20 protein-coding genes are annotated in these 23824 nt (G+C 43.3%); 10 read left to right on the forward strand and 10 right to left on the reverse strand.

Features of this window, described 5'->3' with window-relative positions; genetic code table 11:
• Positions 1-74: 74 nt before the first annotated feature.
• The 6 genes from ACFFGT_RS21515 to ACFFGT_RS21540 all read left to right on the forward strand — a co-directional run bounded on the left by ACFFGT_RS21515 (position 75) and on the right by ACFFGT_RS21540 (position 8092).
• Entirely contained in the window at positions 75-2318 is a 2244-nt protein-coding gene (locus ACFFGT_RS21515) for a sodium-translocating pyrophosphatase (RefSeq protein WP_377024574.1), read from the forward strand.
• Positions 2319-2597: 279 nt separating this feature from the next.
• Entirely contained in the window at positions 2598-2918 is a 321-nt protein-coding gene (locus tag ACFFGT_RS21520) for an ArsR/SmtB family transcription factor (RefSeq protein ID WP_090528388.1), read from the forward strand.
• Complete coding sequence (locus ACFFGT_RS21525) at positions 2915-3880, forward strand: SRPBCC domain-containing protein (protein ID WP_377024575.1); 966 nt, start codon at positions 2915-2917, stop codon at positions 3878-3880. The genes ACFFGT_RS21520 and ACFFGT_RS21525 overlap by 4 nt, the downstream gene beginning before the upstream one ends.
• A gap of 300 nt (positions 3881-4180) precedes the next feature.
• A complete protein-coding gene (gene guaA, locus ACFFGT_RS21530) occupies positions 4181-5710 on the forward strand; it encodes a glutamine-hydrolyzing GMP synthase (RefSeq protein WP_377024576.1) in 1530 nt (509 codons plus the stop codon).
• Complete coding sequence (locus tag ACFFGT_RS21535) at positions 5667-6926, forward strand: ABC transporter substrate-binding protein (protein ID WP_377024577.1); 1260 nt, start codon at positions 5667-5669, stop codon at positions 6924-6926. Before guaA ends, ACFFGT_RS21535 begins: the two co-directional genes overlap by 44 nt.
• Positions 6923-8092, forward strand: coding sequence for an RsmB/NOP family class I SAM-dependent RNA methyltransferase (locus ACFFGT_RS21540; RefSeq protein WP_377024578.1), 1170 nt, complete (start codon positions 6923-6925; stop codon positions 8090-8092). The genes ACFFGT_RS21535 and ACFFGT_RS21540 overlap by 4 nt, the downstream gene beginning before the upstream one ends.
• A 230-nt stretch (positions 8093-8322) precedes the next feature.
• On the opposite strand, the gene ACFFGT_RS21545 is transcribed toward ACFFGT_RS21540, so the two are convergent.
• The 5 genes from ACFFGT_RS21545 to ACFFGT_RS21565 form a co-directional block, all read right to left on the reverse strand.
• Positions 8323-8649, reverse strand: coding sequence for a hypothetical protein (locus tag ACFFGT_RS21545; RefSeq protein ID WP_377024579.1), 327 nt, complete (start codon positions 8647-8649; stop codon positions 8323-8325).
• 35 nt (positions 8650-8684) lie between these two features.
• Entirely contained in the window at positions 8685-9257 is a 573-nt protein-coding gene (locus ACFFGT_RS21550; protein ID WP_321555034.1) for a MarC family protein, read from the reverse strand.
• 12 nt (positions 9258-9269) lie between these two features.
• Complete coding sequence (locus ACFFGT_RS21555) at positions 9270-10433, reverse strand: MFS transporter (protein WP_377024580.1); 1164 nt, start codon at positions 10431-10433, stop codon at positions 9270-9272.
• A 97-nt stretch (positions 10434-10530) separates the two neighbouring features.
• On the reverse strand, positions 10531-12087 hold the full coding sequence (locus ACFFGT_RS21560) for an amino acid permease (protein ID WP_377024581.1): 1557 nt from the start codon (positions 12085-12087) through the stop codon (positions 10531-10533).
• A gap of 667 nt (positions 12088-12754) precedes the next feature.
• Positions 12755-13120, reverse strand: coding sequence for a hypothetical protein (locus tag ACFFGT_RS21565; protein WP_377024582.1), 366 nt, complete (start codon positions 13118-13120; stop codon positions 12755-12757).
• 151 nt (positions 13121-13271) lie between these two features.
• Here ACFFGT_RS21565 and ACFFGT_RS21570 point away from each other — a divergent pair, with 151 nt between their 5' ends.
• Positions 13272-13610: a single-stranded DNA-binding protein gene (locus ACFFGT_RS21570; RefSeq protein WP_377024583.1), complete on the forward strand. Its 339-nt coding sequence runs from the start codon at positions 13272-13274 to the stop codon at positions 13608-13610.
• 177 nt (positions 13611-13787) lie between these two features.
• Here the strand turns inward: ACFFGT_RS21570 and ACFFGT_RS21575 are convergent, their stop codons facing one another.
• From ACFFGT_RS21575 to ACFFGT_RS21595, 5 genes are all read right to left on the reverse strand, one after another.
• Positions 13788-14456: a DUF6624 domain-containing protein gene (locus ACFFGT_RS21575; RefSeq protein WP_377024584.1), complete on the reverse strand. Its 669-nt coding sequence runs from the start codon at positions 14454-14456 to the stop codon at positions 13788-13790.
• Positions 14457-14530: 74 nt separating this feature from the next.
• A complete protein-coding gene (locus ACFFGT_RS21580) occupies positions 14531-15982 on the reverse strand; it encodes a PAS domain S-box protein (protein WP_377024585.1) in 1452 nt (483 codons plus the stop codon).
• A 47-nt stretch (positions 15983-16029) separates the two neighbouring features.
• Positions 16030-16734 (reverse strand): SDR family NAD(P)-dependent oxidoreductase, encoded by a 705-nt coding sequence (locus tag ACFFGT_RS21585; RefSeq protein ID WP_377024586.1) that lies wholly within the window; start codon positions 16732-16734, stop codon positions 16030-16032.
• Positions 16735-16988: 254 nt separating this feature from the next.
• Positions 16989-18770 carry an aromatic amino acid hydroxylase gene (locus ACFFGT_RS21590; RefSeq protein WP_377024587.1) on the reverse strand — a complete coding sequence of 594 codons (1782 nt, stop codon included), beginning with the start codon at positions 18768-18770 and terminating at the stop codon, positions 16989-16991.
• Between the two features lie 101 nt (positions 18771-18871).
• Positions 18872-19831 (reverse strand): lysylphosphatidylglycerol synthase transmembrane domain-containing protein, encoded by a 960-nt coding sequence (locus ACFFGT_RS21595; protein ID WP_377024588.1) that lies wholly within the window; start codon positions 19829-19831, stop codon positions 18872-18874.
• Positions 19832-20087: 256 nt separating this feature from the next.
• On the opposite strand from ACFFGT_RS21595, the gene ACFFGT_RS21600 reads away from it, so the two are divergent.
• The 3 genes from ACFFGT_RS21600 to ACFFGT_RS21610 all read left to right on the forward strand — a co-directional run bounded on the left by ACFFGT_RS21600 (position 20088) and on the right by ACFFGT_RS21610 (position 23607).
• Positions 20088-20957: a carbon-nitrogen hydrolase gene (locus tag ACFFGT_RS21600; protein ID WP_377024589.1), complete on the forward strand. Its 870-nt coding sequence runs from the start codon at positions 20088-20090 to the stop codon at positions 20955-20957.
• 148 nt (positions 20958-21105) lie between these two features.
• On the forward strand, positions 21106-22161 hold the full coding sequence (locus ACFFGT_RS21605; protein WP_377024590.1) for an agmatine deiminase family protein: 1056 nt from the start codon (positions 21106-21108) through the stop codon (positions 22159-22161).
• A gap of 66 nt (positions 22162-22227) precedes the next feature.
• Positions 22228-23607, forward strand: a complete 1380-nt coding sequence (locus tag ACFFGT_RS21610) for an IS4 family transposase (RefSeq protein ID WP_377024591.1) — start codon at positions 22228-22230, stop codon at positions 23605-23607.
• Positions 23608-23824 lie beyond the last annotated feature (217 nt).

Below are 23824 nucleotides of genomic sequence, written 5' to 3' on the forward strand. Positions count from 1 at the left end.
TACTATTTTGCAATACCAATTATTAATCGCTGTTAAAACCAAATGGCACCTACTTACTAAACTAAATTTGTGATATGGATTTTCTGAACAATTACTTAATTTATTTAATTCCTGTTTTTGGGCTCATCGGGATCTTTGTTATGGCCATTAAAGCGGCCTGGGTTACCAAACAAGATGCTGGTGACGGCGATATGGCCACACTTGCCGGTTACATAGCCGACGGCGCTATGGCCTTTTTACGTGCCGAATGGAAAGTGCTTGGCGGCTTTGTGGCTGTTGCCGGGTTATTACTGGCATGGTCGGGCACAACGGTTGCCACTTCAAGCCCGGTTATAGCCATATCATTTGTGATAGGCGCGTTTCTATCGGCCTTTGCAGGTTACCTGGGGATGCGTATTGCTACCAAAGCTAACGTGCGTACCACACAAGCTGCGCGTACCAGTTTGGCGCAAGCGCTAAGGGTATCCTTTACTGGCGGTACCGTGATGGGTCTGGGTGTTGCCGGTTTGGCCATCATTGGTTTGGGATCGCTTTTTATTGTTTTTTACCAGGTTTATGTTGTTAAGGTAGCAGGCAGTACCGTTAACGGCGAGGCTATGGCAAAAGCGCTTGACGTACTTGCAGGCTTTTCGTTAGGGGCCGAATCCATAGCGCTGTTTGCCCGTGTTGGCGGCGGTATTTACACCAAAGCGGCCGACGTAGGTGCCGACCTTGTAGGTAAAGTTGAAGCAGGAATCCCTGAAGATGATGTGCGTAACCCCGCTACCATTGCCGATAACGTAGGAGATAACGTAGGCGACGTTGCAGGTATGGGCGCCGACCTTTTCGGCTCATATGTAGCCACCATGCTGGCTACCATGGTACTGGGCCGCGAAATTGTATCACACGATAATTTTGGCGGTATAGCCCCGGTATTGTTACCGATGGTTATTGCCGGTCTTGGATTGATATTTTCAATCGTTGGCGCATCACTTGTAAAAATTAAAAAAGAAACCGACAGCGTGCAAAATGCGCTGAACATAGGTAACTGGGCGTCAATTATATTAACTGCTATTGCTACTTATTTTGTTGTACAATGGATGTTGCCGTCAGGCGAATTTCACATGGTGCGTGACGAAGTTAACGGTGTTGTAAAAGCTACTGTAGTACCCTTCACCAAAAATGGCGTTTTTGGGTCAATAGTAGTTGGCTTAGTGGTAGGTACCCTAATGTCAATCATCACCGAATATTATACAGCTATGGGTAAACGCCCGGTATTGAGCATTATCAGGCAGTCGTCAACCGGGCATGCTACCAATATTATAGGTGGCTTATCGGTAGGTATGGAATCAACCGTGCTGCCTATCCTTGTTTTGGCATCGGGTATTTATGGTTCATATCATTTTGCCGGTTTATACGGCGTAGCCATTGCGGCTGCCGGCATGATGGCAACAACAGCTATGCAACTGGCTATCGACGCTTTCGGACCGATTGCGGATAATGCCGGTGGTATTGCCGAAATGAGCCGCCTACCCGAAGAAGTTCGTCACCGTACCGATAACCTGGACGCCGTTGGTAATACTACCGCTGCTACAGGTAAAGGTTTTGCCATTGCTTCGGCGGCGTTAACCTCATTAGCGCTGTTTGCCGCCTTTGTGGGCGTTGCAGGCATTGAGCATATTGATATTTATAAGGCCGACGTACTGGCGGGCCTGTTTGTTGGCGGGATGATCCCTTTCATCTTTTCGGCTTTGTGTATCTCGGCAGTGGGCCGTGCCGCTATGGCCATGGTTGAAGAAGTACGCCGCCAGTTCCGCGAAATTCCGGGTATCATGACCTACGAGGGTAAACCCGAATATGAAAAATGCGTGGCTATCTCAACCAAAGCTTCTATCCGCGAAATGGTTGCCCCTGGTTTGATCGCGCTGATCACCCCTATTATTATTGGTTTTGCCTTTGGCCCCGAAGTGTTGGGTGGTTTATTGGCAGGTGTTACCGTATCAGGTGTACTGATGGGCATTTTCCAAAGCAATGCCGGTGGTGCATGGGACAATGCCAAAAAATCATTTGAAAAAGGATGTGAGATCAACGGCGAGATCTTCTACAAAAAATCCGAACCGCACAAAGCATCAGTAACAGGCGATACCGTGGGCGATCCGTTTAAAGATACTTCAGGCCCTTCCATGAATATCCTTATTAAGTTAATGTCGATAGTTTCATTGGTTATTGCCCCTCACCTGAACCATCATAATGATGCGACAAGTGCGAGGATCCAAAAAGAGATGAATAAACAACCCATGAGCATCCACATGGTTGTTAAAGCAGAGAAAAGTGTTTAATAGTTTTTATATTTAATGAGAAGAGCCGCCTGATGAGGGCGGCTTTTTTTATTGTCTGAACCGGGGATAAGTCTCGCAGGTGCAAGGCTTCTTCACCCGTCATTGCGAGGAACGAAGCAATCCCCTACTTTACAGAGCGGCCTTGCATAGCGACCCTGTTTATAGGGGATTGCTTCGCTCCTCGCAATGACGCAGTGAGAGAACTTTTTTCAAAATAAATTTCCGCAACCGATTAATTGCACATATATTTGCAATTGAACGGTTGCAAATAGAAAATTTATGAGAAGAGATGTATTCCAGGCCATTGCCGATCCTACCCGCAGGGCCATTATCAGTCTGCTGGCTTTGCAGGCTATGACGCCCAACGCAATTGCCGAACATTTTCAAAGCAGCCGTCAGGCTGTATCCAAACATATCCAGATCCTGAGCGAATGCCAGTTGGTTAACCAGAAACAAACCGGCCGCGAAATTTATTATCATTTTAACGCTCAAAAAATGAAAGAAGTGGATGTTTGGATGGATCAGTTCCGCGCGCTGTGGGAAACCCGTTTTAGCCAGTTAGATAACGTATTACAAAACCTAAAAAACAAACAATCATGACAAACAACGAAGCTGTATTTACTCAAGACCTGCAAAACAAAAAGCTAAATGTGATAAGAACTTTTGACGCACCGATCAATTTAGTATGGCAGGCGTGGACCGAAAGCGAGATCCTGGATCAGTGGTGGGCCCCTAAGCCATATCGCGCTGAAACTAAATTTATGGACTTCAGGGAAGGCGGTTACTGGCTGTATCAGATGGTTGGCCCTGAACACACAGAACACCCAACATGGTGCAAGGAAGAATATAAAACTATCGTAGTTCCGCAAAAGATTGCCAATGCAGTTTCATTTAGTGATGAAAACGGTGTAACAAATACAAGTTTTCCTGTCATGAACTGGGAGAAAAATTTTGTTGAGAATGGCGAGCACACCATCGTTAACATAGATATTTATTTTGATAAAGTGGAGGAGATGCAAACCATTGTTGGCATGGGCTTCCAGGAAGGTTTCACTGCCGGCTTAAGCAACCTGGATCATTACCTGAGCACTGGTTTCAAGATCAGGAAAGACCTGAAGCCAAACAACGCGGCAAGGGTTACCACTTACTTAAACTTCCCGGGCAATACCGAAGAGGCTTTAAACTTTTATAAAGAGGTTTTTAAGGGCGAGTTCACCGGCAAAAAACTTACACGTTTTAGTGATATAGAGTTACCAGCTGAGATCCGGATGAACGAAGCTGATAAGAAATTGATCATCCATGGCGAACTTACCATTATGGGCGGCCACGTGCTGATGGCAACCGATGCGCCGGAAAGCATGGGCTTTAAATTGCAAACCGGTAACAACATGCACATCAACGTTGAACCCGAAAGCCGTGAAGAAACCGAGCGTTTGTTTAAAGAGCTTTCGGCCGGAGGGAAGGTAAGTATGCCGTTAAGCGATATGTTTTTTGGAGCGTACTTCGCAGAGCTTACCGATAAGTACGGCATTAACTGGATGTTGAATTATCAGAATGTCTGAATCAGAATTTTCAGAATTAAAGAATTTTCAGAATAAGTTCAATTTTAGCCTTGCGCTCGTTTGCAACGAGTGCTTAACTTGGTTCAGCGATTGCATCGCGACTCACATTACAAATGCGAAACCATTTTAAGCACTCATCACAGATGAGCGCAAGTTAAATTGTCTGAACTCGAATTTATTGAATTAAAGAATTTATTGAATTTGCATAGCATGCTGTCAATTACCTAATTCAATAAATTCCGGTTCAGAATTTCTCAAATCTCATATCCCACATCTCGTATCAAAATCCTATCTTTGCCCATGCAAGAAAAAATCCTCATTCTTGACTTTGGCTCGCAATTCACCCAACTTATAGCGCGCCGTGTCAGGGAGCTCAATATTTATTGTGAGATCCACCCCTTCAATCATTATCCCGAAATTGACAGCACTGTAAAAGGTATCATCCTTTCAGGCAGTCCTTATTCTGTAAGGCAGGAAAATGCTCCTCATTTCGATTTTGAAAAATTCCATACCACCCGCCCAATTTTAGGTGTTTGCTACGGCGCACAGTACGTTGCCCATTTTCATGGCGGCGAAGTATTGCCATCAAGCACCCGCGAATACGGTCGCGCCAATCTCGAATATATCAACCAGGATAATCCTTTATTTAAAGATGTTCCCGGGGGATCACAGGTGTGGATGTCGCATGGCGATACCATTGCTACCATTGGTGATAACTTTGAGGTAATTGCCAGCACCGATAGCGTTAAAGTTGCCGCTTACCAGGTAACAGGCACCCAAACTTACGGCATCCAGTTTCACCCGGAGGTTACCCACAGTATTGATGGCAAGCAATTGCTGCAAAACTTTTTGGTTGATATTTGCGGCTGCAAACAGGATTGGACACCCGATTCGTTCATTGAAACCACTGTTGCCGCTCTTCACGAAAAACTGGGCGATGATAAAGTTGTGCTTGGTTTATCGGGCGGTGTCGATTCATCGGTTGCGGCGGTATTGCTTCACCATGCTATCGGCAAAAACCTGCACTGTATATTTGTTGATAACGGCCTTTTGCGTAAGGATGAATTTGAGCAGGTGCTTGATTCATACAAACACATGGGCTTAAACATAAAAGGTATCGACGCCAAGCAACGTTTTTATGACGCGCTTGCCGGTTTAACCGATCCCGAAAAGAAACGTAAAGCTATCGGCCGCGTGTTTATCGAAGTATTTGATGATGCTGCGCACGAGGTTCAGGATGTGAAATGGCTTGGTCAGGGCACTATCTATCCCGATGTTATTGAGTCGGTATCGGTTAAAGGCCCATCGGCTACTATCAAATCGCACCATAACGTTGGTGGCTTGCCCGATTTTATGAAGCTTAAAGTTGTTGAGCCGCTTAACACTTTGTTTAAAGACGAGGTAAGGAAAGTAGGTAAAGCTTTAGGCATCGATCCAAATATTTTAGGTCGCCACCCTTTCCCGGGCCCGGGGCTGGCTATCAGGATCCTGGGCGATATCACACCCGAAAAAGTGGCGATATTACAGGAAGCTGATGCAATTTATATAAACAATTTACGTGCTGCCGGGGTTTACGATAAAGTTTGGCAGGCCGGCGCTATATTTTTACCGGTGCAATCGGTAGGTGTAATGGGCGATGAACGTACTTACGAAAACGTGATTTGCCTGCGTGCCGTTGAATCGGTTGACGGGATGACCGCCGACTGGTGCCATTTACCGTACGACCTGCTGGCTAAGATCAGCAACGAGATCATCAACAACGTAAAAGGAATTAACCGGGTAGTATATGATATCAGTTCAAAACCACCGGCCACCATTGAGTGGGAATAAGTGGTTAGCGTTTTTTTGCATAGCCTTGCTGCTGGCCGCGTGTTCACCAAAAACGCGGCCGGTAGCAACTACTGTAAAAAAGCCAACTGATAATACCGTAAAAAAGCCAGATAACAGCGCAGATAAACCTCCTGTAAAAGCCCCGGAACAAAAGGTGGCTACTATTGCCATGATCCTGCCTTTTGGGCTTGAACATTTAAATCCGGCTCAAAAATATAGCCCTGTACAGCTGAGCCAGGCTAATATGGCTGTTGAATATTACCTGGGCTTTAAACTTGCACTTGACTCACTTACCGCTTACGGAAATAATTACAAGCTGCAGATCTTTGACTCAAGGGATGAGGCTATGCAAGCGCATGATCTGGCTTTAAACCCGTTTGTTCGCTCAAGCGATTTGATAGTGGGCCCTGTTTTCCCGGATGGGATAAAAGCATTTTCGGGCGCGCTGTCCTATTCAAAAGGCCTTATTCTGTCGCCTCTGTCGCCTGCTAACCCGGCTACTATCAACAGTAAAAACCTGATCACTGTTATCCCACCGCTGGAATATCATGCATGGGGAGCCGCTGAGTATATCAACAGAATAATTAAGCCTAAAAAAGTCTTCATTCTGCGTTCGGGCTTTAACCAGGAAAATGATTACGCAGTTAATTTTAAAAAAGCTATTGACAGCTTAAGCAAAAAGAAGGTAAAGGTTATCAACGTATATGTTATACGCGGAAAACTGAGCAGCCTGCTGCAGCAGCTTTCCAAAACCGAAAAGAATGTTTTTGTGATCCCTGCTACCGACCAGGCCTTTTTAGGTGTAACCCTGCGCTCGTTAGATACCCTTAACAAACATTACCCCGTTATGGTGTTTGGGCACCCAAGCTGGGACAAATTCAGCTTCCTGAAACCGCAGCTTTTACAGCGCCTGAATACATATATCACCTCAACCGAAAAAATAAATTACAAAGCTGGGGCAACAATAACATTTTTACGTAACTATCGACGGGCTTATCACGTTGAACCGACCGAATACGCCATTAAGGGTTTTGATGAGGGCTTATACTTTGGCAGGCAGCTTTTTGCCGACAAAGGTTTATCCTCATTAAATGAAACCGATTTTACCGGCCTGCATAACAGCTTTCATTTTATAAAAAAACCGGGGCTGGGCTGGATAAACACCCACGTAAATATATTAATGTACACTAACTTTGAGTTAAAACAGGTAGAATGAAGGCCATAAACCAGCTTAAAACGTTTCAGCGAATTTTGGGTGAATACCCTGCCGATACGCCACTAAGTAAATTTTTACCCGGCTTTTACCGGCAAAACAAACAAATGGGCTCAACCGACAGGCGGGTTGCCAACAGGTTGGTATATAACTACTTTCGCCTGGGCAGGGCGTTGCCAAATTTGCCTGAGGATGAGCGCCTGCTGGTTGCCGAGTTTTTATGTAATACCCAAACCAACTCCTACCTGCAAAACTTTAAGCCTGAATGGGCCGTATGTGTAGGTTTTAATGACGATGATAAACTCGCCCTTGTAAAAACCGCCTACCCCGATTTTAAACTGGAAGATGTTTTCCCATGGAGCAGCCAGCTTTCGGAGGGGATTGATAAAGAAGCTTTTCTGAAATCATTTTTTTGCCAGCCCGATCTGTTTATCCGCGTGCGTAACGGTTATGATCATTTGGTAAAAGCCGAACTAACCAAAGCACAGGTTGTTTTCAAGGATGAGGGCAACGGCTGTTATTCGCTGCCAAATGGTACACGTCTCGAAACCATATTTGCCAAGCAGCACTGGTTTGAGGTGCAGGACTATTCATCACAGCAAACAGGTAACTATTTTAGGCCTCAGCGCTGGGATAGCTGGTGGGATGCCTGCGCGGCATCGGGTGGTAAATCGTTATTGCTGCATGAAGATGAGCCTAATATCAAACTGGTGGTATCCGATATCCGCGAATCTATACTGGCCAATCTTGATGAGCGCTTTCAACTCGCCGGCTTAACCAAATATCAGAAAAAAGCCCTCGACCTTACCCAAAACATCGATTCGGTGATGCATGATTACGCTTTCGACGGGATCATCCTTGATGCCCCCTGCAGCGGATCGGGCACCTGGGGACGTACCCCCGAAATGATAGCCCAGTTTGATACCCATAAAATAGAGTTTTTTCAGAAGCTTCAAAAAAGCATCGCCCAAAATGTGGTGAAATACCTTAAGCCTGGCAAACCACTAATCTATATCACCTGCTCGGCCTTTAAAGGCGAGAATGAGGATGTGGTTGATTACCTTGTGAATGAACTTGGTTTGAAGCTGCAGGAAAAAGCGGTATTGAAAGGATATGAGCGTAAGGCGGATACTATGTTTGTGGCGAGGCTTAGCCCTGCGGCGAGTTAATAAAAATGTCATTGCGAGCGATAGCGTGCAATCTCGTCGCGTTAATGACCGCCTTGCCAATCAAATATGCATTGGCTACGAGATTGCCGCGTCGCCCCTCTCGCACATTCCCCGGCTGCTCCTCGCAATGACATGACTTTAATGTATCTACCCACCCTTTTGGCGCAAGTCTTGAGCGAAGGATAGCGTGGAGGCTGACTTGTGCCTCCGCAAGCACCTCTTATAAAATCTTATCTTGGTCTTTTTATCACCGCTGTAACAATCCCCCCTGTAATTAAGCCAATAGGTAAAATAACCTGACCGGGTAAAATCACCATTGAAACAATAGCTAAAAAAACACCGATTCCTATTTTTAATAATGCTAAATTAAAGAATGGCTTTTGCGCATCATTAACGTCAATTATTTTTTGAATAGTCAAATTCGTTAATACCTGCTTTATCAAATCAGCAGGTATACCCTGCTTTTCGAGCCGGGCATAAATAACCTCGTTATCAAGTCCCTCGTTTTTTAATCTTGAAGCTTGCAGGTAAGCTTTCCTTTTTAGTTCTTCGTCCATTGGTTTAGGTTAAAATATTCAAATAAATCCGGGGGCTACAAATGCGTATTGCTCCTAAAAAGCTTAATAGCTATCGCCAATAAAATAATCCCGAACGCTTTACGCAGCACGCTCAAGCCTATTGGCCCAAGTAGTCTTTCCAGCCATTTTACATTTTTAAGCACAAGGTATACCACCAATGTATTTAGCACGATGCCTACGAGGATATTCTGTGTTTGATATTGCGATTTAAGGGAGAGCAGCGTGGTCATGGTACCGGCCCCTGCAATAAGCGGAAAGGCCAGCGGCACAATTGACGCAGCCTGCGGCAGTTCTTCTTTAAAAAAATCCACACCTAATATCATTTCCATCGCGATAATAAAAATCACCAGGGAGCCTGCAATAGCAAAAGAGGAGATATCAAGCCCTATTACAGCCAGCAGCTCATCACCGATAAAAAGAAACGTAACCATAAGTACCAGCACGGCTATACTTGCCTTTTCCGATTCGATGTGGCCAACACGCTGCCTGAGCTGGATAATTACCGGTATAGCACCCAAAATATCAATTATGGCAAAAAGGATCATCGTAACCGAAATGATCTCTTTAATTATAAACGGGTGCGGCATAACATGTAGGATTTATTCTTTTTTCTTTAAACGGAAACTCAGCAAAAACGCAGCTAAAATATAGGATGAAGATAAGAAGAAAATAGCATGTACAGATAGCAAAGCTGCAAAGCCGGCCGTAACCGGACCCAGCGTTTGCCCTATGGAAGCGTACGACTGATTGATCCCCAATATTTTGCCTTGCTCCTTATGATCAATATGATCTGCAATAATTGCGTTGAGCATGGGGTTGCGCAGGCCGTTAAATAGCCCATAAATACAGATGCCCGTAACAAAAGGAATAAAATGGTTGGTGAGCCCGGTTACAAACATCGCCGCGAAGCAAAGAAAAGTAGAGAGCAGCAGGATCATTGATTTAGACGCAAACCATTTGGTGAACAGCGGCACACAAAGCTGCATAATGATACCACTGATCCCAAAACCTGCATACAGGATCCCGATTTGCGTGGGCGTGATCTTTAATACATCAACACTAAAAGTTTGAAAACCGATGATCATGGTAAACTGTGCCATGGTAAGCATAAAACCGGTGAATACGGCCGTACCAATAACCGGTCGCTTAAGTGCAGTTGCTAATGTAGTGAACGAGAATTTAGTTTTTTCTGAATCCTTTTTTGTTTTATCAGGAGGGTTGGTTTCTTTCAGAAAGAACAGACTACATAGCGTGCCAATAAGCGAGATACCTGCCGCAAAATAGAAAGGCACCTGCATACCATACCTGTTCAGGAAGCCGCCTATAGCCGGCCCGATCACAAAGCCAAACCCAAAAGCCGAGCTCAGGATACCGAACCTTTTTGCCCGGTTATCATGCGTGGCCGTATCAGATACCATGGCTTGCGCTACGGATACATTACCACCGGTAAGCCCATCCAGAATCCGGGCTGCAAAAAGTATGATCATGCTCCGGGCCTCGGCAAAAAGAATGAAGGAGATACAGGTACCTGCCAGACTAATCACCAGTAAAGGCTTCCTCCCCCACTTATCAGACAAAGAGCCCAAAACAGGTGTAGCAAAAAACTGGGCTACCGAGAATGAAGCAGTAAGGATCCCTAATGTTTCGCCGGTAACGCCAAAGGTTTTACCGTACGAGTAAAGTATCGGTACAATAATGCCGAACCCCAACGAGTTGATGACACATACAAATACTAATACCCACAGGTTTTTATCGCCCTTCATTAAGCGGTTTTATTGGCTTCAACGTATAAAAAAGGGAATGTAACAAAAAAGGCCCTGAATATTCAGAACCTTTTTTGTTTATGATAACATTGTTATACTATTCAAGGAATTTAGGATTGATAGGGTCATTTGCAGCTTCAACTTTACCATGCCTTACATGCGAACGTTTAACGCTGTATCCAAAGTAAATTACAAAACCTATCAGTAACCAGCCTATCAGCCTTAACCAGTTTTCTAACCCTTCGCTGGCAATCATACATAGGCAAATTATAGCACCTAAAGGACAAACAACCATGTACCATGGAGTTTTGAACGGACGAACAATATCCGGGTCTGTTTTGCGCAGGATAAAGATCCCTAAACAAACCAGGACAAATGCGAACAAAGTTCCTATACTAACCATTTCTCCCACTACGCTATCGGGTATAAAGCCGGCGAACAGGGATACAAAGCCAAAGAATAACCATTGTGATTTGTACGGCGTACGGAATTTTGGATGCAGTTTAGAGAATATAGATGGAATTAAGCCATCAGTGCTCATGGTATAAAACACACGGGTTTGGCCCATAAGCATCACTAAAATAACCGACGAGAAGCCTGCCAAAATAGATACTGTAACCAATGATGATAGCCAGCCATAACCCGGCATTGCCGCTTTGATGGCATAGCTTACAGATGCTTCCTTACCTTGTATTAAAAACTCTTTGTAAGATACCAGTCCTGTTAAAACGTGTGAGAACAGTATATAAAGCGCGGTACAGATAACCAGTGATATTAAGATACCTTTTGGCATATCTCTTTGTGGGTTTTTTGCTTCCTGCGCTGCGGTTGATACGGCGTCAAAGCCGATGAAAGCGAAGAACACTACACTTGCCCCTCTCAATACACCAAGCCAGCCATGATTAAATGTATCAGCATAATTTACGGGGCCTGTGTTGGTATTTACAGTACCTGCATCAGCCGGGATCATATATGGTACATGGTTGGCCGGATTAATAAAGTGCCAGCCTAAACCTATGATCATTAATACGATGGCTACTTTTACTATTACGATAACGTTATTCACAATGGCAGATTCTGCAGTACCACGGATGAGCAGCAGTGTAAGCATCAGCAAAATAAAAATGGCAGGGAGATTTATTATTCCATGTGTACCCAATTCATTAGCATACATACCCGTGGTGGTGGTAGAAACTTCCCACGGCGAATGGGATATCGCAAAAGGTATATGCGTATGAAAAAAGGTTTCCAGAAAGGCGTTGAAATATTGCGACCAGCCTATAGAAACGGTAGCGGCACCAAGCGCATATTCAAGCACTAAGTCCCAGCCAATGATCCAGGCAATGAACTCGCCCATGGTAGCGTAAGAGTAGGTATATGCAGATCCTGCGATAGGGATCATACTGGCAAATTCGGCATAACATAAACCCGCCAGGGCGCAACCTGCAGCTGCAATTAAAAAAGAAATGGTAACCGCGGGACCTGCATGCTGGCCTGCCGCTGCTGCCGTACGAACAAAAATACCGGCACCTATAATTGCGCCGATACCGAGTGCTATAAGTGAGCCAACGCCTAAGGTTCTCTTGAGCGATTTCTCTGTTTCTGCCGAAGCAGCCATTAATTGGGCAATCGGTTTCTTAATAAATAATTTCATTTTAAATTAGTAAGATCAGTCAAAAATTAAAAATTTACATTTCCCCAAACGTACTTAAATTTATTGAAAACATAAAGAGCCGAATGAAACAACAGTTAAGTATTAATTATCAAAATATTAAACTGCAAATGCTATTAAATCTATAGAGAATTGGATTTTTTCTTTATTTCCGCTGCCTGGTATCTGTTGAAACCGATTATTTGGGGTTAATCGCGATTTTGTTGTTGTACAGACGATGATTTTAACGGAAAATACGGAATTTCAACGGCCCATTTATGCTCTTAACTTATTTACACGATTTAGTTGGTATTTTGAGGGTAAAACGGGAGCTGCTTTTTCCGAACCGCTATTTGTGGAATTAAAAAATCTTGGGCACTTCAAAACATACACCAATAAATTAGTGACAGTAACTTACATGTATGCCGGATTATTTTTCCACGTTCCCATATTTTCGCGCCAGCACAAAAAGCACAGTTGTTATAATCAGCAATGTCCCAATGCTATATTCAAAAGCTCTATCGGTTTCCAAAGGTACTTCATGACCACTTCCGTGATATATAAACCAAAAGAAAGTGCTCAAACATAATAACATTAAAAATATTGCCCGGAAAATTAAGATCAACGATTTCATCATTTAAATTTTGGCAGATAAGATTAATCAATATATTTACTCTCTTTCTCCTTCTCGTTTCACAAGCAACACTTCATCATTATCTAACAACAAATATCCATATTCGTAATTAAAAAAATAGGTCGACCCGGTTTTTGTTTGATAGATGCTGGTGATATGATCAAAATCAAAACCTTTTGCGGTAAGTTTTTTGCGGGTTGTTTTGGTTTTACCGTTTGGGTTCAGCTCTTCCAGTACACGGCGATTGCGGCGAAGGATATTGTTGATATTACGCACCAGGTTATAGCTGTTGCTGTTAAGCTGATTGTTGTAATTATTGCGGCACAGATCATTACAAAACTTTTTATCGGCACGGCCCTGCAATGGTGTACCGCAGTCTAAGCAAACTCTTTCCTGGTTCATTTTATAAAGGTAGCGATTAATTTATCCGTTTGCAAACGCTTACAAACGGATACTATCGACTATAAACGGTTAATATCCGGTTAATTTTTTCGCTCTCCCCCACCTTTGTATCGTTGATTCAAACAACATTAAACAGTAAAATATTAAAACGATGAACTCATTAAGAAACAGTGTACGCCTTGTAGGCAACTTAGGCATGGACCCGGAAGTAAAAGTATTTGATAGTAATAAAAAAATGGTACGCCTTTCCATAGCCACCAACGAAAGTTATAAAAACGATAAAGGCGAAAAGATAACTGATACCCAATGGCACAACCTTGTTTTCTGGGGCCCGCAAGCCAAACTTGCTGAAGACCTGCTTAAAAAAGGTGATGAGGTAGCGGTAGAAGGCAAACTGGCCAATCGTAATTATACCGATAAGGACGGCATCAAACGCTACGTATCCGAAATAGTAGTTAATGAATTTTTAAAAGTTGGCGTTAAAGGCTGAAGAGCAAATGGTGATACGCCTAAAGCTGTGGGGCACTGGCGGGTACGATCGGTTGATTCACGGGGACAGGTATCGCCAAAGGAAGAACAACCTTCACCTGAAGTTTAAAACATTATGTTTTAAACTTCAGGTAGCTCTTTATAATTACCCATCCGGCAACCATGATAATTAATTGGTTTATCTTATATTTTGCTCCTGAACTATCTTTTCTATTTCCGGAAGTTCTTTCTTATAAGCTTCTACATCCCAGTTTTTTGCATAATCCTTCATTGGCGGCATGCCCATGGCTTTGCGCCTTTCATCTAAATGATCGGGGTCTGTAATAGGATAAATGTAAGTTTTGCCAGTTTGCCTATCTGTAAATCCCTGGCTGCCGTAAATTTGCTTTTTACCGGTCCGCATATTGATCCTATCTTCAAGGATAGCCAGGTTGCTTGATAGTATCCCGCCGTTTTTCTCCGCCAATCTGATCATCGGCAAGTAGCTTTGCTGCGTTTGCAGATCGGCATGCTGAATTACCAAAAACAAAGCCTGGCTGCCTGTAATACCAACTTTTTGCGGGCCTAACCAGCCGTATTTCGTCAGTATCGCATTTACCCGGATCAAATTTTGCCTGTCGGTTTTGTGCATAACCTCCTGCAGGCTATCAACAATATCAGTGCGCTCATTATTCCGTTTTGCCTGCAGGTAGTTAATCCTTACGGATTGATCTAATTGGTAAATGGTGTCCAAAACAGCCATCAAAGGTCTATTTAATTTGCTGCTGTCGATAGTAAACGTGGTAACCTGGGCAAAAGAGATAATACTCAGCAATTGGAAAAGAAGCAAGATAAAGCAGTATTTCATTCAGGCAGATGAGTTTATTATTGGCACTATGTAACTGCAACATTTAAGATCCGGGCACCCTTAACTTTTAAAACCTACGCATCGGCCCCAAAAGCTTTAATATATGCAGTTCTTTCAACTATGGAGTGAATAACCCCGTCAAGCTGTTGTGATGTAGTATCGATATGGCTGATGATCTCTTTATTGAGGGGATTTTGAAGATCATCGTTATCAAATAAATTAACCAACCCTAAAATAGTAGCTACCGGTTTGCGCAACTCATGCGAACTGATATTGGCAATTGTTTGCAGGCGGTTATTTTGCTCACGGATATTGTCTTCGGTCTTTTTGCTTTCTATCAGTACCCTCAAAATGTTCACCGTACGCTCAATGATATTCAGTTCGTCAGTATTGGGCTCACGTACGGTATGATAATAAATGCCAAATACTGCTAAAACTTTTGAGTTTTTAGAACTCAATACAGGAGATGACCAACAAGCCTTAAGACCATATGGCCTGGCAAGATGGACATAATCGGCCCAAAGCGGGTCATTTTCAATATCGCTTACGATGATCTGCTTACGGTGAAATGCCGATGTACCACATGATCCTGAACTTGGCCCCAACGATAAACCTTCTAACTTATCGTTGTAAGCTTGCGGCAATCGTGGACTGGCAAGTGAATGCAGTTTTTCCTGTGCATCATCAACTTCCAAAACAGAACAGATCATATCTGGAAAGATCCTTTCAATTCCCCTAAGCAGTTCGGTCGCAGATTGCGCCAGCGTGTATTCTGATGTGGCGTTTAACTCCAATACCCTCTTTTCAAGTTCCAATACCCATTCCTGCATTTTTATTTCTGTTATATCGCGTATAAAAACAGCCAGCTGATTACGGTAAGGGTATATATTGATGCGCAGCCAGCTGTTTGAATGTGTATTTAAATACTGTACCTGTATCGTTTTTTTGAAGGTTAAAGCAAGTTGAAACTCACTCTCAACCCTTTCGGTTAAACCAAGGCTTTTTATCTCCATTAAATTGGCATGATCCAGTTCGGCCAAACTAAGGTTAACCATTGCCTGGAAAGCCGGGTTAAAAGAGGTTACACTCCAATTGGCATCAAGTACCACAAAACCTTCATTAAGGCTCTGGATAGTATGCTGTACGATATCATCTCCCGGTTGTCCAAGCATGCCGGCAAGTGTATTACCGTTTGAATAAACAAGGCTATCATCCTCGTTCAATATAACCGACCAGATAATGCTAAAATAACACCCGTCTTTTGCTTTTACACGGCTCTGATAACCAATCAACTTTTTATGAAGCAGGAGGCTCGCCTGTGATTCTGCCTGGCGTTCTTTATCTGCAGGATGACAAATTGCAGCAATATTTAAACCTGTTAGTTCTTCATCGGTATAATTAAAAGTATTGCGAAAAGCATGGTTGGTATGCAGGATTACACCATTTATATCCATGACAAAAAAAATGTCCTTTGAATGAGTGAAAAGTAATGTAAACCTCGTATCCATTTGCTGCAGGCATAACATATTTATAATAACTAAGTTATAAAAATGTTTGCAATATTATCTAATATTTAGGGAGTAGTTGCTGCTACAGGTATTATTTTTCCGTTAAAAAACTTGCTTCCGGTTAAAGCAAAATCGGCAACGTACTTACCCATTTCAAACGCCATTACAGGCGATTCATAACCTGGAAAAGCCTGTTCCAGCATTTCGGTTTGTGCCGATCCTAAAGCCAGGCAATTTACTTTGATACCCTGTTCGGCCAATTCCTGAGCCAAACACTCGGTTAATGTATGCAAGGCTGCCTTACTTGCCGAATAAGCCGACAGGCCCGGAAACTTAGCACTGCCCTGAAAACCTCCCATACTACCAATATTAAGGATATGCGAGCCTGAAGGCATTAAAGGCAGCAATGCCTGGGTAGCACGCACGTGGCCAATAAAATTGCTTTGCAGCATCTCCACAAAATCCGTCTCAAGCAATTCAGTAAACCGTTTATTGATAAGCACACCGGCATTATTGATCAAAATATCAACCCGGTTATCAAAATGCGATGCTATGAACTGCTGCAAGCCTTCATAATCATCATGAACAATGTCAAATTTTAAGGCAAACAACTGGCAATCGGGATTTAAGCCGTGAGCTATCTCCAGCAAACGTTCCAGTTTATCCTGTGAGCGGGCCAGCGCTATCACTTTGTGACTGCCCGATAGTATAAGTTCAATTACGGCTTCAAAGCCCACGCCGCTGCTGGCGCCGGTTATTATGATGTTCATATGCCCCCTAACCCCCTAAAGGGGGAATAATTGTTTGTTAATTAATTTCCTATTTAAGCGTCATTGCGAGGAACGAAGCATCTTCTTCGCTCTGTATAACGGCTCTGCCTATCTAAGAAGATTCTTCGTTATCGCTCAGAATGACAAAAACTTATTGGTTCAATGTCATTTCTCCTCCATGGTCCGCTGGATTTAAATGTCCGCAATGACAATTAGTTTTGACATCAGCAATTATATCAATAAATATCGTTTTGCTAAACTACCAATTTTTGCTCAACGGGATGCTTGATAAGGTAAAAACCATCGCTGATGAGCTTACCGTATTCAGGCTCATTACGTCCTTTTTGTTCAAGAAAATGCTTTATCTCGTTGGCCAATACGGGTTCTATACCTTCATGATCCAGCATTTCCAGGATCTCGAGGGCGCAAAGCCAGTCGTCATGATGGTCTTTTTGCAGTTGCTGCCATACGTTGCCTAAAAAACCATAGTCGCCCTGGTTAACACGGCAATTGCGTACCTGCCGGTAAAGCTTTTGCAGCTCTTTACTTTTATGATCGTGCGGAGCATGATGGGTTTCTGTTTTTGATTTATAAACTATGGTTTCGTAAGCTTCCCTGTCGGCTGCGCCGCAAAACACTGAAATAATTTCTTCACCAACAGCCATGTCATAAACACCCCAGGCTGGGTCAAATAGTACCGTTCCTTTTTTATCTGTAACGGTAACCTCCTCAAAAGTGATTAGCCTGATCTTACCATCTGAAAATAAAATATCTCTTACCCTGCCCTTTACCCTAATCCCGCTTTCAAAATGCAATTCGGTTTCCTGCTGTTTTACTATACCTGCCGCTGCCAGATCATCCTCCGAAAAATCCTCCAAAGCAATATCATGATACCCCTTCAGCTTACCAACCGGCGAGCTAAACCCATCCTTATGGTAATCTTTGCCATGCCCTTTTAACTGTTTATTGTTTAAGGCCAATGCTGTGGGGCCTGTAGTTTTAATAAAATAAGGTTTGCCGCCGGCATCTGCCTTAAAATCGGTAATGGTGCCTGAAACCTGCAAACCGGAACTATAAACCGCAGTACAGGTGTTTTTACTCTCAATAGCCTTTTTCAAACCGTAAGCGCCGCCTTTTCTAAAAGCCATGGTATCAGCAAACTCTTCCAGTACATTAATCAGGTTTTGAAAATCGGGGGTTACAAAAAGCTGTGGTTGCGGCTTGGTAATATCATAGCTATACTTCACGGCATCAATGGTGTACCATAGCTTTGCCACATCTTTTTTCATACAGGTTGAGCTTTCACCGATTGATGAAAGCAGGCCGGCCCCGTAAATCTTTGGTTGTTCAAGGGTTCCGATCAGGCCGTATTCTACCGTCCACCAGTGCAGGCGGCTCAATAGGGCCATTTCTGATGGTTCGCCCATGTTTTTCTGGCAATAGCTTACCAACTCTTCTGCCTTGATGATTTCCTGTTCATCGGCATCGGGCATTTCTTTTAATATCGATAAGGCCCGGATAGCTTCATACAGCTCAAAATCCTGCGCCGAAAACATAGCCTTAGCCCCTATCGACCCAAAATAGCTCAGGTATTCGTGGTAATCCTTATCGGCAATAATAGGCGCATGCCCTGCCGATTCGTGGATGATATCGGGTGCCGGGGTATACTCAATATGTTTTAACTGACGGATATCGGCCGCTATAACCAGTACCCGGTAGGCCTGGTACTCCATAAAGGCGGCCGGTGGGATAAAGCCGTCAACTGTAACCGCACCCCAGCCAATTTTGCCAAGGGCATCATTCATCTCCTGTAAATTAGGGATATGCTCAATAGTTAAACCTGCTTTTTGCAAACCAGGGATATACGGGTAATAGGCAACATCCTTAAGATAGCTGTAATTCTGGCGCATGACGTAACGCCACACCGCATGGTCAATGGGCGTATAGTGCTCGTAATGCTGGTCGACTATAAATTGCTTTAAATGACCGGGCAATGCCGCAACCTGCGGATTATTAAAATCATTAAAATGGCTCATTGATAAACTGACGATTTATAATATAACGCCAAGTTTAGCAGTTGGTTGCCATGAAAACAAACTTCAGTCTATTATTATGAAATTAGATTTAAAACAGAATATTATTCTTCTATAGGATGATTTTCCATCTTTGGTTCTTCTCCTTTTTTAAGCCCGGCGTCCAGACGTTTAGGAACAAGTACATAATATACTCCAAATAAAGCCACAATAATTGAGATGAGATAAAACCCGAAGCTCAGGTAAACCGCCATATCTTCGGCTAAGTTAAACTGACGGGCCAGCGTAAGGAACAACGCGTCGCGGATACCGCCGCCACCTAAACTAAACGGAATAATTGCCGCTAAGGATGAAAAAAGAAATGACAGCAGATATGGAGCAAATTTACCGTTGAAATCCTGCGCAAGCAGTAAACAAACAATGGTAAGCAATTGCATGCTTTGTACGCCTATGGCTTTTAAATGCGCCTGTAAAAAGTTGTGGGTATATTCTTTAAAAAACTTACGGGCTACAAAGTAATAGATCACAGAACCAACCGATACAATACCAAGCGGCCAGCCCAGGTGATAAGGGAAACTCGGTATTAAAATAACCAGGCCTACTACAATAGCACCTATAGCCCAAAAACCGCTCAACCTATCAAACAGGATAGCCCAGAATACTTTTTTGGTTGGCAAATTATAGCGTTTATGCAATAGGTAAATTTTGTAGCCATCGCCGCCGATACCGCCGGGCAATAGCACGTTATAGCACAAGCCAAGAAAATATAGGCGTAGGTTAAAGCGCCAGTCGAGCCGTAAACCGATAGACTTAAAATAGCTTAATAACCGCCATGACGAAAAAAGCATCGATCCGACATAACAGGCTATAGCGGCTGCAAGCCAGGCACGGTCGGCATGGACTAAGCGATATTTAATTTTCGCAAACGGAACCTTACTGAAAACCCAGTAAAGCAAACCACCGGTTACTAATATGATAAGGATTACTTTTACTACGCCCCAAAGCTTACCTTTCCAGGTTTTGTGTTCGGCACCTTCGTCAATGATGTCTTCTGGTTGTGTCATTCGGCTGCAAAGCTATGTTATTTTTTTATTTGGATGTACAGGATAGTCAATTAACAATTTTTATTCATTTTGTTTTCACAAATATTAAAACCAGTAAATCAGCTAATTATTATAGAGCGATTTTTCGCTTGATTAATTTATCGTTTCCATAGTTAAAAACATAACCATGTAATCAAATATTCAACTCTGTGTAATCATATATCAAATCGGTGAAATCCTAACAACAAAGTGTTATTTTTGCGCAAATTTTTTGGAGATGAGTAAAGTAAACGTTGGTTTAGTACAAATGACCTGCACTGCTGATAAACAGCAGAACCTGCAAAAGGCAATTGTTAAAGTAAGGGAAGCGGCTGCTAAAGGCGCGCAAATAGTTTGTTTACAGGAACTTTTTACGTCGCTTTACTTTTGCGATGTTGAAGATTACGACAATTTTAAGTTGGCCGAAGCTATCCCGGGCCCATCAACCGATGAGCTTTCAAAGGTTGCTGCCGAGCTTAATGTGGTGATCATAGCCTCATTGTTTGAAAAACGTGCCCAGGGTGTTTACCACAACACAACTGCAGTGCTTGATGCTGATGGTAGCTACCTTGGCAAATACCGCAAAATGCATATCCCCGACGATCCGGGCTTTTACGAAAAATTTTACTTCACCCCCGGCGATCTGGGTTACAAAGTATTTAATACCAAATTTGCCCGCGTTGGCGTATTGATTTGCTGGGACCAATGGTACCCTGAAGCAGCACGCATCACCGCATTAATGGGTGCCGATATATTGTTTTACCCAACTGCAATTGGCTGGGCCACTACGCAGGACGAAGCTACCAACGTTGAGCAATACAATGCATGGCAAACCATCCAGCGCTCGCACGCGGTAGCTAATGGTGTACACGTAGTAAGTGTTAACCGTGTAGGCGAAGAAGCCGGCGTAAAATTCTGGGGCGGCTCATTCTTCGCCAATCCGTTCGGCGCTATCATTCACCAAACATCGCATGATAATGAGGAAGTGGTAGTGCAGGAATTGGATCTGGATAAATCTGATTACTACAGGAGCCACTGGCCATTTTTGAGAGACAGAAGGATCGATAGCTATCAGCCGATTACAAAGCGTTTGCTTGACGAGGACTAATATAACACACGCGTCATTGCGAGGTACGAAGCAATCCCCAATTGGCAGGTTGGCAATGCAAGGCCGCTCTGTATATAGGGGATTGCTTCGTTCCTCGCAATGACGTTTTTGATATCAGGTAATACCCTTACATTTGCACTACCAAATTATGAGCCAACAAATATCAACTATACTTACACCCGCCTCGCAAGGCTTCCATTTTCCTGCCGAGTGGGCTAAACATACCGCTACCTGGTTAAGCTGGCCACATAAGGAGGCTTCATGGCCGGGCAAGATCGATACAATTTATGCGCCTTATATCGCTTTTATAAAAGTGGTAAGCGAACAGGAACTGGTGCGTATTAACGTTGTTAACGAGGATATGAAAGCCTCCGTTATTTTCCAGTTGCAAAATGCAGGGGTCGATCTGAACAAAATAGAGATCTTTGAGTTTCCTACTAATGATGCCTGGTGCCGCGATCACGGTCCGGCGTTTTTGATAAATCCAACTACCAGGCAAAAAGCCATTGTTGATTGGGGTTATAACGCATGGGGCGGCAAGTACCCTCCATTCGACCTGGATGATGTGATCCCTACCAAAATAGGTAGCCATTTTGGCTTGCCTGTATTTAACCCGGGGATTGTGATGGAAGGCGGCTCGGTTGATTTTAACGGCAAAGGCACCATTTTAACCACCACTGCCTGCCTGCTCAACAAAAACCGTAATCCGCAGCTTAACCAGCAGCAAATTGAAAGCTACCTGCAAAACTATTACGGAGCCGAACAGATCCTTTGGTTGGGCGATGGCATTATCGGCGATGATACCGATGGCCATATCGATGATATCACCCGCTTTGTAAACGAAGATACCGTTGTTACCGTTGTTGAAGAAGACAAGAACGATGAGAACTACCCCATCCTGCAGGAAAACCTCGAAACACTGAAAACCATGCGCCTGCTTAACGGCAAACAGCTTAACATTGTTGAGCTGCCCATGCCCGACGCGGTGATTTATGAGGATACGCGCTTACCTGCATCATACGCTAATTTCTACATTGCCAATTCGGCTGTGATAGTGCCGACGTACCGTTCAAAGAACGACGATAAAGCACTTGACATAATAACCCAATGCTTCCCCGACCGCAAGGTTGTCGGCATCGACAGCACCGATATTATCTGGGGCCTCGGCAGTTTCCACTGCCTCAGCCAGCAGGAACCGGAATAAGCCCCACCCAACCCTCCCCTGAATTTAAGTTTACCCATAAAATAAAAAATTATCTTAGTGTCCCTAATGGGGATATTTGAAGAATCAAGATGTATAACTTTACAGATGCATGGGATTGAATTTAACCATTTAGACAGGAAAAGCCGTTATCAGCAGGTTATTTCGGTATTAAATTCCTCTGATCCATCTCGTAGTTTCCCAAATCTGTTTAAAGATCAACATCAGTTAAAGGGCTTATACCGGCTGCTCAATAATAAATCAGTTAGTCATTCAAAATTTATCTCGGGTTATCAGGCCGGGTTAGTTCAGTACTCAAAAGAGCAGGATAAAAGTACCCCATGGATATTAGTACAGGATACCATGCTGACAGACTATCACAGTCGTAAAGTATTAGATTTAGGCTATACACAAACAGAACATTCAAACGGGTTTCTGTTGCATCACGGGTTGTTGCTTGATGCAGAAGCCATACCATTGGGTTTGCTTCACCAACAGGTTATTCATAGGGAGCGGGAAAAATATAAACAAGCCAGGACACCGGAGGATAAAGAATCAAAAAAATGGATTAATGCGATTACAACGGGAGTTGAATTTAGTAAACAAACCGGCAGGTCGTTGATTCACCTGATGGATAGGGAAGCCGATATTGCAGATATCATTAATGCAGCCAATAGCCATGATGGACAATATTTTATTATCAGGGCAGCACAAAACAGGATACTTACCAATGCGGAAGGCAAATTATCAGCAGAAAAGCTATTTACGTTTATGCCATCATTGCATACAGGCGATATCATTGAGCGCCGGTTGATTGATGAGAAAGGAAAATCCTATCAGGCAAATTGCACGATCAGTCATGGAGAGATCCATATTAAAGGTGTTGATAAATCGGTGCGATGTGTTTGGGTCAAAGAACTACAGCAAGAACAGGCAGCAGATAGAAAAGAACCAGCAGAATGGTTTTTATTAACCAATTTGCCTGCTGATGATTATACTCATGAAGTGATAGCGGGGTACTATTCAAAACGCTGGGTTATTGAGGATTTCCATAAATGCTATAAAACCGGCTGTAGCATTGAAAAACGACAGTTTGATTCCCGGGAAACCTTGACCAATGGGATCGGCCTGCTTGCATTAACAGCCGTCGTTCTATTAAGGAGCAGGTATTTTGCACAAAACGATCATGATGCACCATTTGAAACTATTGTAACCGATGCCAGAGAGCAGCTGCTGGCGAAAAAGATAGCAGGGAAATACTTGAAGCCGATAGACGCAACAATAGCAAAACCTTATACAGCACTATGGTGGTTGCTATTAATGGGTAGAATGGGAGGTCATCAAGGATTTAAACAAAAAGGCCTGCCTGGATGGCAGACCCTATGGAAAGGGTATTCTTTTTTCCAATCTCTGATGCTCGGGTTTAGTCATGCAGATAACGCTCCTTAATTTTATGGGTAAACTTAAACCCAAGGGAGGGCTTTTTTTTGCAAAAAATTGTCATTTCGATAGTGCAGGGGAGGGCATAAGGGATGGGAGCGAAAGAGAAATCTCCTATGATGAAAATAAGCTACAGAAAGGCTAATATTCTTGAAAAGCGGGCTAATAGACTACTATAAAGTTATAATTTATAAATGATTAAGCAAAGCGAGGCCATGTTTTCTTA

This window comes from Mucilaginibacter angelicae (assembly GCF_042434235.1).
Taxonomy (GTDB): domain Bacteria; phylum Bacteroidota; class Bacteroidia; order Sphingobacteriales; family Sphingobacteriaceae; genus Mucilaginibacter; species Mucilaginibacter angelicae.